The sequence below is a fragment of the Stenotrophomonas sp. YJH_SMC_120 genome, from assembly GCF_059368675.1.
In genome coordinates this window covers 23,136-37,111 of the sequence record NZ_JCAFRY010000006.1, presented here as the reverse complement: position 1 = coordinate 37,111, position 13,976 = coordinate 23,136, and the positions used below count along the sequence as shown (strand labels likewise).

Annotated in this window: 11 protein-coding genes; 3 read left to right on the top strand and 8 right to left on the bottom strand. The window is 67.1% G+C overall.

All coding sequences use genetic code 11. The features are described 5' to 3' along the window. Window positions 1-121 precede the first annotated feature (121 nt). Window positions 122-2,233, top strand: coding sequence for a M13 family metallopeptidase (locus AC5P60_RS09980; protein WP_033833703.1), 2,112 nt, complete (start codon window positions 122-124; stop codon window positions 2,231-2,233). Window positions 2,234-2,457: 224 nt separating this feature from the next. Here AC5P60_RS09980 and AC5P60_RS09975 read toward each other — a convergent pair whose 3' ends face one another. Beyond that, window positions 2,458-3,630, bottom strand: a complete 1,173-nt coding sequence (locus AC5P60_RS09975; protein ID WP_483693446.1) for an MFS transporter — start codon at window positions 3,628-3,630, stop codon at window positions 2,458-2,460. Then, window positions 3,627-4,841 (bottom strand): MFS transporter, encoded by a 1,215-nt coding sequence (locus AC5P60_RS09970; protein ID WP_483693445.1) that lies wholly within the window; start codon window positions 4,839-4,841, stop codon window positions 3,627-3,629. Before AC5P60_RS09970 ends, AC5P60_RS09975 begins: the two co-directional genes overlap by 4 nt. 133 nt (window positions 4,842-4,974) lie before the next feature. On the opposite strand from AC5P60_RS09970, the gene AC5P60_RS09965 reads away from it, so the two are divergent. Further along, a complete protein-coding gene (locus AC5P60_RS09965; RefSeq protein ID WP_483693444.1) occupies window positions 4,975-5,562 on the top strand; it encodes a TetR/AcrR family transcriptional regulator in 588 nt (195 codons plus the stop codon). A gap of 263 nt (window positions 5,563-5,825) precedes the next feature. Here AC5P60_RS09965 and AC5P60_RS09960 read toward each other — a convergent pair whose 3' ends face one another. Beyond that, a complete protein-coding gene (locus tag AC5P60_RS09960) occupies window positions 5,826-6,755 on the bottom strand; it encodes an oxygenase MpaB family protein (protein WP_483693443.1) in 930 nt (309 codons plus the stop codon). 309 nt (window positions 6,756-7,064) lie between these two features. Between AC5P60_RS09960 and AC5P60_RS09955 the strand changes: the two genes are divergently transcribed. Further along, window positions 7,065-7,679: a hypothetical protein gene (locus AC5P60_RS09955; RefSeq protein WP_005407899.1), complete on the top strand. Its 615-nt coding sequence runs from the start codon at window positions 7,065-7,067 to the stop codon at window positions 7,677-7,679. A gap of 39 nt (window positions 7,680-7,718) precedes the next feature. On the opposite strand, the gene AC5P60_RS09950 is transcribed toward AC5P60_RS09955, so the two are convergent. The 5 genes from AC5P60_RS09950 to AC5P60_RS09930 form a co-directional block, all read right to left on the bottom strand. Next, on the bottom strand, window positions 7,719-8,063 hold the full coding sequence (locus AC5P60_RS09950) for a hypothetical protein (protein WP_049402668.1): 345 nt from the start codon (window positions 8,061-8,063) through the stop codon (window positions 7,719-7,721). 34 nt (window positions 8,064-8,097) lie between these two features. Continuing rightward, window positions 8,098-8,868: a LytR/AlgR family response regulator transcription factor gene (locus AC5P60_RS09945; protein ID WP_483693442.1), complete on the bottom strand. Its 771-nt coding sequence runs from the start codon at window positions 8,866-8,868 to the stop codon at window positions 8,098-8,100. Further along, window positions 8,858-10,117, bottom strand: coding sequence for a sensor histidine kinase (locus AC5P60_RS09940; RefSeq protein WP_005407896.1), 1,260 nt, complete (start codon window positions 10,115-10,117; stop codon window positions 8,858-8,860). Before AC5P60_RS09940 ends, AC5P60_RS09945 begins: the two co-directional genes overlap by 11 nt. A 212-nt stretch (window positions 10,118-10,329) precedes the next feature. After that, on the bottom strand, window positions 10,330-11,979 hold the full coding sequence (locus tag AC5P60_RS09935; protein ID WP_033833698.1) for a M28 family metallopeptidase: 1,650 nt from the start codon (window positions 11,977-11,979) through the stop codon (window positions 10,330-10,332). A gap of 341 nt (window positions 11,980-12,320) precedes the next feature. Next, window positions 12,321-13,967 carry a CsgG/HfaB family protein gene (locus AC5P60_RS09930; protein WP_033833697.1) on the bottom strand — a complete coding sequence of 549 codons (1,647 nt, stop codon included), beginning with the start codon at window positions 13,965-13,967 and terminating at the stop codon, window positions 12,321-12,323. Window positions 13,968-13,976 lie beyond the last annotated feature (9 nt).

Genomic DNA, 13,976 nt, shown 5'->3' with positions numbered 1-13,976 from the left:
GACGGCGTGAAGATCGCTTCGGCGCGTTCAGCCAGATCCTGCACAGGACCGGCCAGCCACAGGGACGGCCAGCCGGGCTGCGGCGGATTAGACTTGGGGTTTTCCGCTGCAAGAGAAGTCCATGTCCAAGCTGCGCCGTCCCACCCTGGCACTGGCCATCGTTGCCAGCCTGTCCCTGGCTGCCTGCGACCGTCCGGCCGATCCGGCCGCTGGCACCGCCAAGCCCGCCGAGGCTGCACCCGCTGCCGCCAAGCCGATGCTGGGCAGCTTCGGCTTCGATGCCAGCGGCATGGACCGCAGCATCGCGGCCGGCGATGACTTCTTCGGCTTCGCCAACGGCACCTGGGTGAAGAACACCGAGATTCCGGCCGACCGTTCGCGCTTCGGCAGCTTCAACGTCATCGCTGAAAAGACCCTGGCCGACACCCGCGCCATCCTCGAGGGTGCGGCCGGCAATGCGCAGGCCAGCGGTGACGACAAGCTGATCGGCGACTACTACGCCGCCTACATGGACGAAGCCGGCATCGAGCAGCACGGCATCGCCCCGGTGCAGCCGCAGCTGAAGGCCATCGATGCGATCGCCGACAAGGCTGGCCTGGCACGTGCCCTCGGCGGCGAGATGCGCGCCGACGTCGACCTGCTCAATGCCACCAACTTCTACACCGACCGCCTGTTCGGCCTGTGGGTGTCGGTGGACCTGCTGCAGCCGGACCGCACCGCGCCGTACCTGGTGCAGGGCGGCCTGGGCATGCCCGACCGCGACTTCTACCTGGGCGGTGGCCGCATGGCCGAGCTGCGCAAGCAGTACCAGGCCTACATCGCACAGATGCTGCAGCTGGCCGGCGTGGCCGATCCGGCGGGCAAGGCGCAGCGCATCCTTGCGCTGGAAACGAAGATCGCGCAGGCGCACGCCACCCAGGAAGAAACCAATGACGTGACCAAGGGTGCCAATCCGTGGACCCAGGCCGACTTCAATGCGAAGGCGCCGGGCATGGACTGGAGCGCCTTCCTCGACGCGGCCGCACTGGGCAAGCAGCAGGACTTCATCGTCTGGCAGCCCAAGGCCGTGGCCGGCCTGTCCAGGCTGGTCGCCACCGAGCCGCTGGATGCCTGGAAGGACTACCTGGCCTTCCACGCGCTGGACCGCGCCGCTGCCTACCTGCCGAAGAAGTTCGCCGATGCCCGCTTCGCCTTCCACGGCACCGCGCTGAGCGGCACGCCGCAGCAGAGCGACCGCTGGAAGCGTGCGGTGGACGACGCCAACCATGCCGTCGGCGAAGCGATCGGCAAGCGTTACGTCGAGAAGCACTTCGACGCCAGGACCAAGGAACGCGCGGACGAGATGGCGAAGAACATCATCGCCGCCTTCGCCAAGCGCATCGATGCGCTCGCGTGGATGTCGCCGCAGACCAAGGCCAGCGCCAAGGCCAAGGTGGCCGGCCTGACCGTGGGCATGGGCTACCCGGAAAAGTGGCGTGATTACACCGGCCTGGAGATCCGCCGTGATGACGCGCTGGGCAATGCGCAGCGCGCCGAACTGTTCGAGTACCAGCGCAACATCGCCAAGCTGGGCAAGGCAGTCGACCACAGCGAGTGGGCGATGCTGCCGCAGACCATCAATGCGATGAACGTGCCACTGGAAAACCGCCTGGTGTTCCCGGCCGCGATCCTGCAGCCGCCGTTCTTCGACGGTGCCGCCGACGACGCAGTGAACTATGGTGCGATCGGCGCGGTGATCGGCCATGAGATCAGCCATGGCTTCGATAACGCCGGCGCGCTGTTCGACGAGACCGGCAAGCTGCACAACTGGTGGACCGCCGAGGACCTGAAGCAGTTCAACGCCGCCGGTGATGCGCTGGCCGCGCAGTTCAGCAGCTACGAGCCGTTCCCGGGCGTGCATGTGAACGGCAAGCTGACCCTGGGCGAGAACATCGCCGACGTGGCCGGCCTGGGCACTGCCTACGATGCCTACCAGCTGTCGCTGCAGGGCAAGCCGGGCCAGACCCTGGAAGGCTTCACGCCGGACCAGCGCTTCTTCCTGGGCTTCGCCCAGGCGTGGCGCAGCAAGAGCCGCGAGCAGGCGCTGCGCAACTCGCTGCTGACCGATGTGCATGCGCCAGGGCAGTTCCGCGCACTCACCGTGCGCAACATCGACGCCTGGTATCCGGCGTTCGAAGTAAAGGAAGGCCAGAAGCTCTACCTGGCCCCGGACAAGCGGGTCAAGGTGTGGTGATGTAACCGGAACGGGCGCCGCGAGGCGCCCGTTTCATTTCCCGGTAGCTGCCAACCTTGGTTGGCGAATGCCCCGCTCGGGTGGATGCCAACCTTGGTCGGCACATGCCTCGCTCTGGTAGCTGCCAACCTTGGTTGGCAAATGCCCCGCTCGGGTGGATGCCGACGTTAGTCGGCATATCTACAGGTCTACAGGACTACAAGCCATCCATGCATGGCGTGGATCTACCGGCGCGTTGTGGCAATCACCAGCGTGGCGACCATGGCAAGCCCGGCCGCGGCCCACAGATTCGCATGCAGGCCCACGCCATCCAGCAGCCATCCACCTCCCCGCGCGCCCATTGCGATGCCGATGTTGAACACACCGACATACAGCGCGGTGGCGATCTCCACCGCATGCGGCACTGCCTTCATCATCCAGCTCATCAGGCCGACCGACACGCCGCCATAGGCCAGGCCCCACAGCAGCAGCACCACAATGCCGCCGGTGGGTGTGCCGCCCAGCCACAGGAACAACAACGGCGTCAGCAGCAGGCCGCAAGAGATCGCCAGCAGCATGCCGCGCGGGTGACGAGCGGCCAGTGGCCCGGCGATGAAGTTGCCCGCGATGCCCGCCATGCCATAGGCGAACAGCAGCGCGCCGATCCAAGCGGCATCCGCGCCCGATCGCAGGGTCAGCAACGGGCGTACATAAGTGAACGCAATGAAGTGACCCGCTACCAGCAGCAGCGTCAGGCATAGGCCGCGCTGCAGGCCACGGTGGCCGAGCAGCTGCACGAACTGCGCCGGGCGCACCGACGCCACCACCGGCAACGCGGGAACCACCCACAGATGCAGCAGCATCACCGCCGCACTGAACAGCGCCATCGCTGCGAACGCGAAGCGCCAGCCCAGGGCGTCGCCGATCAGTGCACCCAGCGGCACCCCCAGAACCGATGCTGCGGCCACGCCCCCGAAGATGATCGAGGTGGCCAGGCCGATGCGATGCGCCGGTACCAGGCGGGCTGCCAGCCCACCAGCGATGGCCCAGATCCCGCCCATGCAGAACCCCACCAGTACGCGCGCGGCCAGCAGCCAGCCGATGCCGGGTGCCAGCGCCGAAGCAACGTTGGCGACCAGCAGCAGCCCCAGCAGCACACACAGGATGCGACGACGATCGATGCCGCCGGCTGCGATCACCACCAGCGGTGCGAACACTGCCGCCAGCAGGGCCGGCAGCGAGATCATCAGGCCGACGGTGCCGGTGGACGCGCCGAGATCTTCGGCGACAGGGGTCAGCAGGCCCACCGGCAGCATTTCGGTGGTGACCACCGAGAAGGTGGCGAGGCCAACCGCAGAAACCGCCCACCACGGATGGCGATGCACAGGCGCGGCATGCGCAGGCGATGAAGCGCTCACGGGATGATGCCTTCAGGGGTGGTGGATGCAGCAGACGGGCGCAAGGCACGTCGCGCGAGAACGGCCAACAGCAGCACGCCCCCGCCTGCCACCAGTGCAACGACAAAGCCGCTACGCACGCCCCCCGCATCGACGCTCTGCCCGGACAGCGCCGCGCCCAGCGCCACGCCGATGTTCAATCCGGCCAGCAGCCAGGTCATGCCCTCGGTCAGGCGCGATTCGGGCACGCGTTGTTCGACCAGCGACATCGCCACGATCATCGTCGGTGCGAAGAACACCCCGGCCAGCAGCACCGCCACGGCCAGCCCGGGCAGGCTGCCGACCCACGGCAGCGGCAGGGTGGTCATCGAGGTAGCTGCTGCACCGAGCAGCAACAGGCGCCGCAACGGCGCCTGCAGCTTCAGTGCCCCGAACAGCAGGCCCGCCGCGCAGCTGCCCAGCGCATAGGCCGACAGCACCACGCTGGCGGCAAGCGGCTGCCCCCGCTGTTCGGCGAAGGCCACGCTGGTGATGTCGACCGTACCGACAATCACGCCCATCGCCAGCATCAGCAACGCCAGCAGGCGGATCTCCGTGTGCCGCAGCAGCGAGCCCGAGGGAGTTGCACCTTCGTGCTGCTGCAGCGGCGGCTCGGTGCCCCGCTGCAGCACCAATGCGGCGACGCCGACCACCAGCAGCAGGGCGGCCGCCAGTACGCCGGCCTGTGGCCATACCGCCACCGACAGCCCCACTGACAACGGTGGACCGACGATGAAGGTCACCTCATCGAACACGGTCTCCAGCGAATACGCGGTCTGCAGCTGCGGGCGACCGCGATGGATCGCAGTCCAGCGTGCGCGCACCATTGCGGACACGCTGGGCATGCACCCAGCCAGCATGGCGGCGACGAAAAGCGCCCAGTCTGGCGCAGCCAGCAGCGTGCACGCGAGCAGCAGCAACAACCCTGCCGCACTGGCCGCAGTAGCCCATGGCAGCACCCTGCCCTGCCCGCGCCGGTCGACCCAGCGCGATACCTGCGGTGACAGCAGCGCATAGGTCAGCACGAAGGTGGCAGACACCGCACCGGCCAAGGCATAGCTGCCGCGCAGCTGCGACAGCAGGGTGATGATGCCGATGCCGGTCATCGGCAGCGGCAGGCGGGCCAGCAGGCCGGCCAAGGCAAGGCGGGCGGTGCCGGGGGCGGCGAACAGGTCGCGGTAGGGGGTGGTCATCGGGATCTCCAGGGCAGCGGCTTGCCTGGCGCTCCCGGCGCCACGACAATACATACAGAGCGTATGAATAAGAGCCTACATTCATACGCGTCGTATGTAAATAATCATGCACTGCGTATGTAAGGAGTTCCGGATGGTCCGTCGCACCCGCGCCGAGATGGAAGAAACCCGTGCCAGCCTGCTGGCCACCGCCCGCCGCGTGTTCAGCGAGCATGGCTATGCCGCCACCTCGATGGATGACCTGACCGCCCAGGCCGGCCTGACGCGGGGTGCGCTCTACCACCACTTCGGCGACAAGAAGGGCCTGCTGGCCGCGGTGGTCGCCCAGCTCGATGCCGAGACCGACCTGCGCCTGCAGGCGATCAGCGATGGCGCGGATGATGCCTGGGACGGTTTCGTGCAGCGCTGCCGTGCCTATCTGGAGATGGCGCTGGAACCGGAGATCCAGCGCATCGTGCTGCGTGACGCGCGCGCGGTGCTGGGTGGCGCCTCACCGGAATCGCAGCGCCACTGCGTGCACTCGATGCAGCGCCTGATCGAACAGTTGATCGCGCAGGGCGTAGCGATGCCGGTGGATGCGCAGGCGCTGGCATCGCTGATCTACGGCAGCCTGGCCGAGGCCGCGTTCTGGATCGCCGAGGGCGAGGATGGCGACACGCGCCTGCGGCAAGCGACGGTGGCGCTGGACATGCTGTTGCGTGGGTTGAAGTCGGCCGGGTGAGGCCCATCCACGCATGGCGTGGATATACTGCCGCATCCGCTCTGGTAGAGGCCAACCTTGGTTGGCCCTTCTGCGGCACCGCGCGCAACGCGTGTGCCAACCAAAACCATGGCATCAGTAGATCCAAGCCATGCGTGGATGAAGCTCTATCGCGCAACGCGTGCCAACCAAGGTTGGCACCTACCAGAACCATGGCGTCAGTAGATCCACGCCATGCGTGGATGAAGCTTTATCGCGCAGCGCGTGCCAACCAAGGTTGGCACCTACCGGGGAACGGTGGGCCACTCGCGCAGGGCTTCCACCGGCACGCCCATGCGCGCATAGGCGCGGCTGGCGAGGCCATCGGGCAGCGCACGGCGGAACAGCGGCGCCATGCCCTGCATCAGCTTCGCTGAGGCGGCCGCCTGCGCACGCTGGCGGCCGCTGCGTTCAAGCATGCCTTCGGCCCAGTCCGGCAGCAGTGCCGCACCGGCGCCAAGGAACACCTCGCGCGACAGCCCCGGCACCGGTACCGGCAGGCGCACGCCGGACAACACCTCCAGCACTTCACGCGAGCGCTCGTCCACACGCAGCTCCGGTTGCCGCGCGCAGAAGTACGCTGCCACCTCGGCTTCACTGCGCGGCACATCCACCGCACCCAGTGCTTCGGCCACGCGGCGGTACTCGTCGTAGTAGCGGTCGGCGATGTGCGCCGGCACCTCGCGCCCGTAGCGACGAAAGCCCTGCAGGAAACCAAACGCCTCAGTCACGTGCACCCATGTCAGCAGTTGTGGATCGTCCGCCGCGTAGGGCTCGCCCTGCGCGGTCTGGCCGCGGATCTGTGCATGGATGCGGCGCACCTTGGCCACCAGCGCCTCTACCTCCCCGCTGGGTGCATAGCTGGTACCGGCGACAAACGCGGTGGTGCGACGCAGGCGACCCACCAGGTCCTGACGGAAATTGGAGTGGTCGTAGACCCCGGCCAGCGCGCGCGGATGCAGGGTCTGCAGCATCAGCGCACACAGGCCCCCGGCCAGCATCGAGGGGAACTCCGCGTGCAGGCGCCAGGTCACGCTGTCAGGTCCAAACCAGCCCGGGTCACCCAGCGGCTGGTCGTAATCGATGCCGCTCTGACCACGGGGGAAGGCCTCCAGTACCCAGCGCCGGATCGGCGCGGTGACGGGGCGGGAGAGTCGCTGCAGCAGAGCCGGCATCACAGGTCCAGGAAAAGCGAAAGGGTGGCCGCGAGTTGCGCGGTCGGCCCCGATTCTGGGCGATCACGACGCCGGCGGCGAGTCTTCGCACTCAGCCACGGTTTCATGTGCGGCCGCAGCACATTTCACCCTGCGACATCCTGTCGCAGGCTCCGGCCTCGATGCTGCGATGCAGCAACATTCACCGATTCAGAGAAGGCGCTTACGCGGCTTGGCATGGCGCCCATTGCACGGCTCGCTGGAAGTGCTAGAACTGGACCCGCCACACCGTCCAATGCTGATCGACGCACGTTCCACAAGGAGCCAGCCATGATTGCTTTGTTCAAGGGTTTGGGAATTCTGCTTCGCGACAACGAGCTCTACAGCAGCCCGTTCGATAAACAGGTCGCGCATTGGCGCAATCTCAGCGAGCAGCAGATCCGCGATGAAGTAGCCGTGCTGGCGCAGGCCAAGTGCCAATGGCTGATCGCCTCGATCGTCGGCTGGCAGGCAGCCTCGCTGCTGATTCTTGGCCTGATCGCCAACTACCTGTGGCGTGACGACTTCCATATCACGTTCACCCGCGTGGTAGTCGTGTTCGGCTCGTGGGTCTCGATCCTGTTCGTGATCTGGTTCATGGCCAACATGTTCGATCAGCAGGCCGGTTTCGAGCGCTGGATGAAGGCGTTCAACAGTCGCGCACGCATCAGCTCCAAGGCCGACAGCGTCGAGCACGTGGCCGAGGCCCTGGAACTGGCCGAGCATTACCCGGAAGTGCTCGATTACAAGCAGGCGGTCACCGCCAAGCGCGAGCTGCGCCACGAGGACATCCGCATCATGACCGAGATCGGGCGCATGAAGCAGCACTCCGAACTGGTCGGCCGCCTCAACCACGTGGGCGAGAACGAGCACCACCACGACCTGACACTGCAGCCTGCCTACTGACCCTTCAGGGAAGCGGGGGGACCCACAATGCCACCGTGATCACTCACGGTGGCATTGTTCTTTCCGATCCTCGCTGACGCACTGGGCGAAGCCTTTCGGCAGGTCCCTGAACTCCTGGGTGGTGCCGACCGCCAACGCGAACGACCGTATCGGCGCTTTCGCACACGCCGCGTCAGGACGACAGGCCGGGTCCAGCAACAGGTAATGGCACTGACCGCTGCGGCTGGCCATGCACTCAAAACGCGCCACGCCGTCCACTACCGTGCGCTTGCTGTACAGCGTGTCCACGCCATTGGCAGTGGTGCGGGTGATCGCGGTTTCGGTGGACTTCTGGCAACCGGCAAGCGCCAGTGCAGCGAGGGCTGCAAGCAGGAAAAGACGCATGCAATGCTCCTGGTAGCGGAAAGGAGCGGTGCGGCTACATGCCGCGGAACAGGCTCATGAATGGTTGGCTGACCACCAGTGTTTCCGTCCGGCCCCGCAGCCGCAGCACACCGCGCCCGGTATCGTCGCGGCTGACCGCCGCCACCGCCTTCATGTTGACAATGGTGGAGCGGTGGATCTGGCGGAAGTGCTGCGGGTCGAGTACTTCCAGCAGTTCGCGCAATGGTGTGCGCAACAGGCTCTCGCCGGCAGCGGTGACCACGGTGGTGTACTTGTTGTCGGCACGGAAGTAGGCGACATCTTCCAGCATGATCAGCTGCGTCTCGCGGCCGTTGCTGGCGGTGATCCAGGCCAGCGGCGGGCGCTCGGCAGCACCCTGCGATGGCCCCAGCCGCTGCAGCAGGCGTTCAAGCACGGCGTCATCCTGGCGCGTCGATGGCAGCCGCGACAGGATGCGCTCACGCGTCGCCAGCAGGCGTTCGTCACTGACCGGCTTCAGAAGGTAATCCATCGCGCCCTGCTCGAACGCGTCGATGGCGTACTGGTCATAGGCGGTGACGAACACCACCTGGGTACGCGGGCTCAGCTCGGACAGCGAGCGCGCAACTTCGATGCCACTGATGCCGGGCATGCGGATGTCGAGGAACGCAATGTCCGGCTGCGTCTCGGCCACCTGCTCCAGCGCACTGGCGCCGTCCTCGCACTCGGCCACCAGCTTCAGCTCCGGCCACAACCGGCGCAGCTGTTCCACCAGTGACTGCCGCAGCAGTTCCTCGTCTTCGGCAATGAGGGCTTCAAGCGGCATGGCTGCGCTCCTTGTGTGTCTGCGGCAAGGTCATGGTCGCGGCCACACCGCTGGGGAAGTTGGCAACGATCGCCACGCCGGCCTGCTCGCCACAGGTCAGGCGCAGGCGTTCGCGCAGGTTCTTCAGGCCGATGCCGGTGCCGCTGGTGCCCTGGCCGAAGCCGAGCCCGTCGTCGGCGACGGTCACGGTCACATGGTCATCAAACCCACGCGCCAGGATCCAGATCGTGCCACCGCCGGGCTTGGGTTCCAGGCCGTGCTTGATCGCGTTCTCCACCAACGTCTGCAGTGCCATCGCCGGCAGGTGCACGCCATGCAGCTCATTCGGTACCTGCACTTCCACCGCCAACCGTGCGCCCATGCGGATACGCAGGATCTCCAGGTAGGCGCGCGTGCGTTCCAGCTCCACGCCCAGCGTCGACACCGACTCGTCCACCTGCGGCAACGAGCTGCGCAGGTACTGGATCAGGTGGCCCAGCATCTGCTCGGCACGTGCCGGGTCGGTGCGGGTCAGCACCTGCGCGTTGGCCAGCGTGTTGTACAGGAAGTGCGGCTCCACCTGCGCATGCAGCAGGTTCAAGCGCGCGACCGACAGTTCCTTTTCCACCTGGGTCTGTTCGGCGGCGGCCTGCTCATCGCGGCGCTGGTCGGCCACGCGGCGGCTGATCGCGCGGGTGACCGCTTCGGCGTTCTCGAAGTTGCTGCCCTCATCCAGCGCCAGCAGATCGGCCCACCAGCCAGCATCCGGTTCGAACAGCAGAGTGACGGTACTGGTGCCCTGCCCCGGCGTGACCGTCGCCAGCACGCTGTTGCGCTTGATCGCCAACCGCGCCGGCAGGTTCCAGCGCGACGGCTGGCGGCCATTCCAGAGGTCGACCCGGCGCACGTAGGCGCGCACCTGCAGGCTGCCGGCCGAGCTTTCCACATCTTCCACGCGCGGAAGTTCGGCAATCGCCGCTTCCACCACGGCATAGGCCTGGCCGGCATCCATCGGCAGTTCCACCTGGCGGCGCTGGCGCCCGGACAACGTGGTCGAATCCAACCGGCCGGCCACCAGCCACACCCGGCGCACATGGGTGATCGCGCTGCCCAGCGCGGAGATCATCAGGAACATCGCCAGCAGGCCGAACACCCAGCCCGGGCCATCGTTCATGCCGCTGAAGATGCCGCTCCAGACCATGCCGGCGACAACCAGCGCGGCGGCCCAGGCCAGCAGGTGGCGGATCAGGAGAGAGAGGCTGGCGAACACGGCGGCGCCTTGGAGGAAGGGGGTGAGCCGAGCATAGAGCGGCCCGCCGGGCAAACAAGCGGGCTGCGACGAAGGCCGGAAAAGCGGGGATGGAAAGCCATCTGGTAGTGCCGGCCGCTGGCCGGCTCCCCACTATCTCCGCATGCATCACAGGGATGCCGGCCAGCGGCCGGCACTACCCGGGAGGCGCCGGGCGAACCCGGCGCATGCCCTTACTTGCGCTGGTCGGCGCTGGCATCACGCACGGCGCGGAACGATTCGTCCTTGCTCCAGTTCGGCCAGCTGCGCGTGTTGGCCAGCTGGTTGCCGAGCGTGTACAGCACTTCCAGGTCGCGGGCGGCACCGGCGAACACCCAGTCCGGCTGCCATTCGTCGCCCTGCTGGTGGTAGCGCTTGGCGGTGTAGTCCTCGGAGGCCTTCTTGCCTGCGGCCACCCCACCGTCCACCCAGTCCTGGCCGGCCGACCACGACAGCGCCGGCACGCCACGCTTGGCGAACGGGAAGTGATCGGAGCGGAAGAACAGGCCGGCTTCCGGCTTCGGGTCCGGGGTGTAGCGGATATCCCAGCCCTTGGCCACGTCCTTCAGCTGGTCCAGCAGCTCGAAACGCGCGGCACCGTAGATGCCGAAGTCACGTGACGGCCCGAACGGCGCCATGCCGTCCATGTTGATCACCGCCACGGTCTTCTCCAGCGGATACAGCGGATGGGTGGCGTAGTACTCCGAACCCAGCAGGCCCTTTTCCTCGGCGGTGACCGCCAGGAACAGCACTGACCTCTCCGGACGCTTGGCCTTGGCGAAGCCACGGGCCAGTTCGATCAGCGAGGCGGTGCCACTGGCGTTGTCCAGTGCGCCATTGAAGATGCGGTCGCCACGTGCGTCGGGCTCGCCCACGCCGATGTGGTCCCAATGCGCGCTGTAGACGATGGTCTCGTCCGGGTGGCGGCTGCCTTCCAGGCGCGCGGCCACGTTGTGCGAGGTGATCACTTCGGTCTTCACCGCGTACTTCGCGTCCAAGCTGGCGCCGGTCAGCGGCACCGGGGTGAAGTCGCGCTGCTGCGCCTTCTTCTTCAGCGCCTCGAAATCCTGCCCGGCCGAGCGGAACAGCTCAACGGCCAGGTCGCGCTGGATCCAGCCTTCCAGCAGCGGGTGGCTGTCGGCCGGGTTGTCGCGCACCACATCGAACATGGTGTTGGTGTTGGAGCCGGCCACGGTCGCCCAGCCATACGACGCCGGTGCGGTCTCGTGCACGATCAGCACGCCCAGCGCGCCCTGGCGGGCGCCTTCTTCGTACTTGTAGGTCCAACGGCCGTAGTAGGTCATGCCCTTGCCGTCGAAGTCACCCTGGCCGGTCTCGAAGTCCGGGTCGTTGATCAGCACGACGGCGATCTTGCCCTTCAGGTCCACCCCCTTGAAGTCGTCCCAGTTGCGCTCCGGGGCCTTCACGCCGTAGCCGAGGAACACCAGCGGGGCCTTGCTGATGTCGACGTTGCTGGCCCCGTTCATGGCGGCGCGCACGGCAATCTGCTTGCCCTGTTCCAGCGGCAGGGTCTTGCCGCCCTGGTGCAATGCCAACTGCGGCGCGCCGACGATGTCCCCCTTGCGCAGCGGCACGGCCTGGGTCCACAGGCGCTTGCCGTCCTTGAGGTCACCGCCCGGCTGCAGGCCGGCGTCGGCGAACTGCTTGCTGAGGAAGGCGATGGTCTTTTCTTCGCCGGCGGTGGCCGGGGAGCGGCCTTCGTAGGCGTCGGAGGCCAGTTCCTTGACGTCGGCGGAGATCCGCGCGCCATCGAATTTCGGGGTCGCCGCCATCAGTGCGCTCGACACCGACAGAGCCAGCACGCCCAGTACTACTCGTTTCATTGCTCTCTCCAGCAGGAAATCCTTCTGGAGTGTAATGGGATTCGGCAGGGCTGCGCCCTGCACCTGCCGATGCCAGGGCAACAGCAACAGCAGAAGCAGGCATTCGGTGGGATGGCGGGGTGGGTCCGGTTGCGGGGGACGCCGCAAACCCGTCCTTGGGGGCTTGGCCGCGGCATCCATGCCGCGGACACCCCCGCAATCGGCCCCATCCCGCCTTCGACAGCTTCCCGCTGCTGTTGGTGGGTGTCGACCTTGGTCGACACGGACTGAAACAAGAAGGGGTCAGATCCCTTTCCCGGCGGGAAAGGGATCTGACCCCATCGGTGTGTTGCTTGAGCCTGTTACCAGTTCGGGTCTTCGGCCGGCGTGGCAGCGGGCTTGGGCTTCGGCTTGGCCGCCGGGCGTGCGGCAGCTGCGGGAGCGGCCGAGGCAGTCGCACCTGCGGCGGCGGCGGCCGGCTTGCTGCCCAGCTTCTGGCGCAGTTCGATCTGGCCCGGACGGAAACCGCCGCGCATCGCGTCGACGCCGTCTTCGATGGTGCCGTACGAGGTCTGTGCAGCGACGCGGTCGATGCGGATGGTGCAGCACGGGTGTTCGCTGCGGCCCAGCGAGCGGCCGGTCTGCGGGTCCTTCAGTTCTTCGCCCAGGCGCACGGCCTGCCAGCGCTGGCCGGCCTGCACGGTGTCACCGCCCTGACTCAGCACCACCTGGTCACCGTCCACCGAGACCACCGACACCGGAAACAGCGTGGTGACGATGCTGGTGCCGATCTGGCCCGACAGCGATTCCATCATCGCCGCGGCCATGTTGCGGCCGTTGACCACGCGCGGCAGGGTGCTGGGGCCGGTCGAGGCCAGCTGGTGGTCGAAGCTGTCGGACATCACCACCTGGCCGGTGGTGGCGTTGATCAGGCGCAGGGTGATGCGGCCGCCACCGGAGTACGAGGTCACCTGGCGGTCGGACATGCGCAGGTTGCGCACGCTGCGCGGGTACTCGAAGCGTTCGATGGTCGGTATCAGGATCAGATCGGTCGCCAGCTGCTGGCCCACGCGCGCGGTGTCCTGCAGGCGCACGTTGCCGCTGTTGATGTGGTCGATCTCGGCCTGCAGTTCGTCGCCGAACTCGCGGTCCAGCACGATGAAGCGCTGGGTCTGGGTCAGCGTGTCGGACAGGCGCGCACGGATCGCGTCGGCCACTTCATCGGCATCCACGCGGCCATCGCCTACGGCGTAGCTGCCGGCCTTGGTGCGCGGCAGTGCAACCACGATCTTCGGCTTGCCCTGTTCGTCCGGTGCGCGGTACTGGGCGATCTGTGCACGCACGCGCACCTTCCAGTAGCTGCGCATGCTGCGGTGGGTCACGTCGGAATCGAACGAGCTTGCACCACGCTTGGCATCGACGCTGACCTTCTCGTCGTAGCTTTCCCTGACGCTGGCCGAGGCCGAACCGCTCTTGGCCGAGGCTTCGCCGGACGCAGTGGCCGACGCCGAGCCCTTGAAGCTCCAGCCTTCATCGCTGGCGCGCACGCGGGCGATGGTTTCCTCGTCCAGCTGCCGCACTTCATCCTGCGACAGGATTTCATAGCCCAGCACCGCGCCCTGCGAGCCGGCGATCATCTGCTGGGTGAACGCGTCGGCGCGGATATCGCCGACGTGTTCGCCATCCACATCCACATGCAGGCCTGCGCGCAGGCCCTGCATCTGGCTGGCCACGCGTACGCCGTTGACCTGCGCCACGGCCGACTGCAGCGCCGCCAGCACCGCCAGTTCCGGGGTGCTGCCGATGCCGTCGGCTTCGCGCGCGACCTGGGTGGTGCCGCCGAAATCCGGCGTGCCACGCAGGGGCGCTGCTTCCACTGGCGCATTGCTGGCCAGTGCACTGGTTGCCTTGTCCTTGGCGGGCGCGGCGGCCGGGGTGTCCTGCTTGCCGCAGGCTGCAAGCAGCGCGGCGGCCAGGCCCAGGCCGATCAAACGGGTTGTCATACGCATGGAGATTCG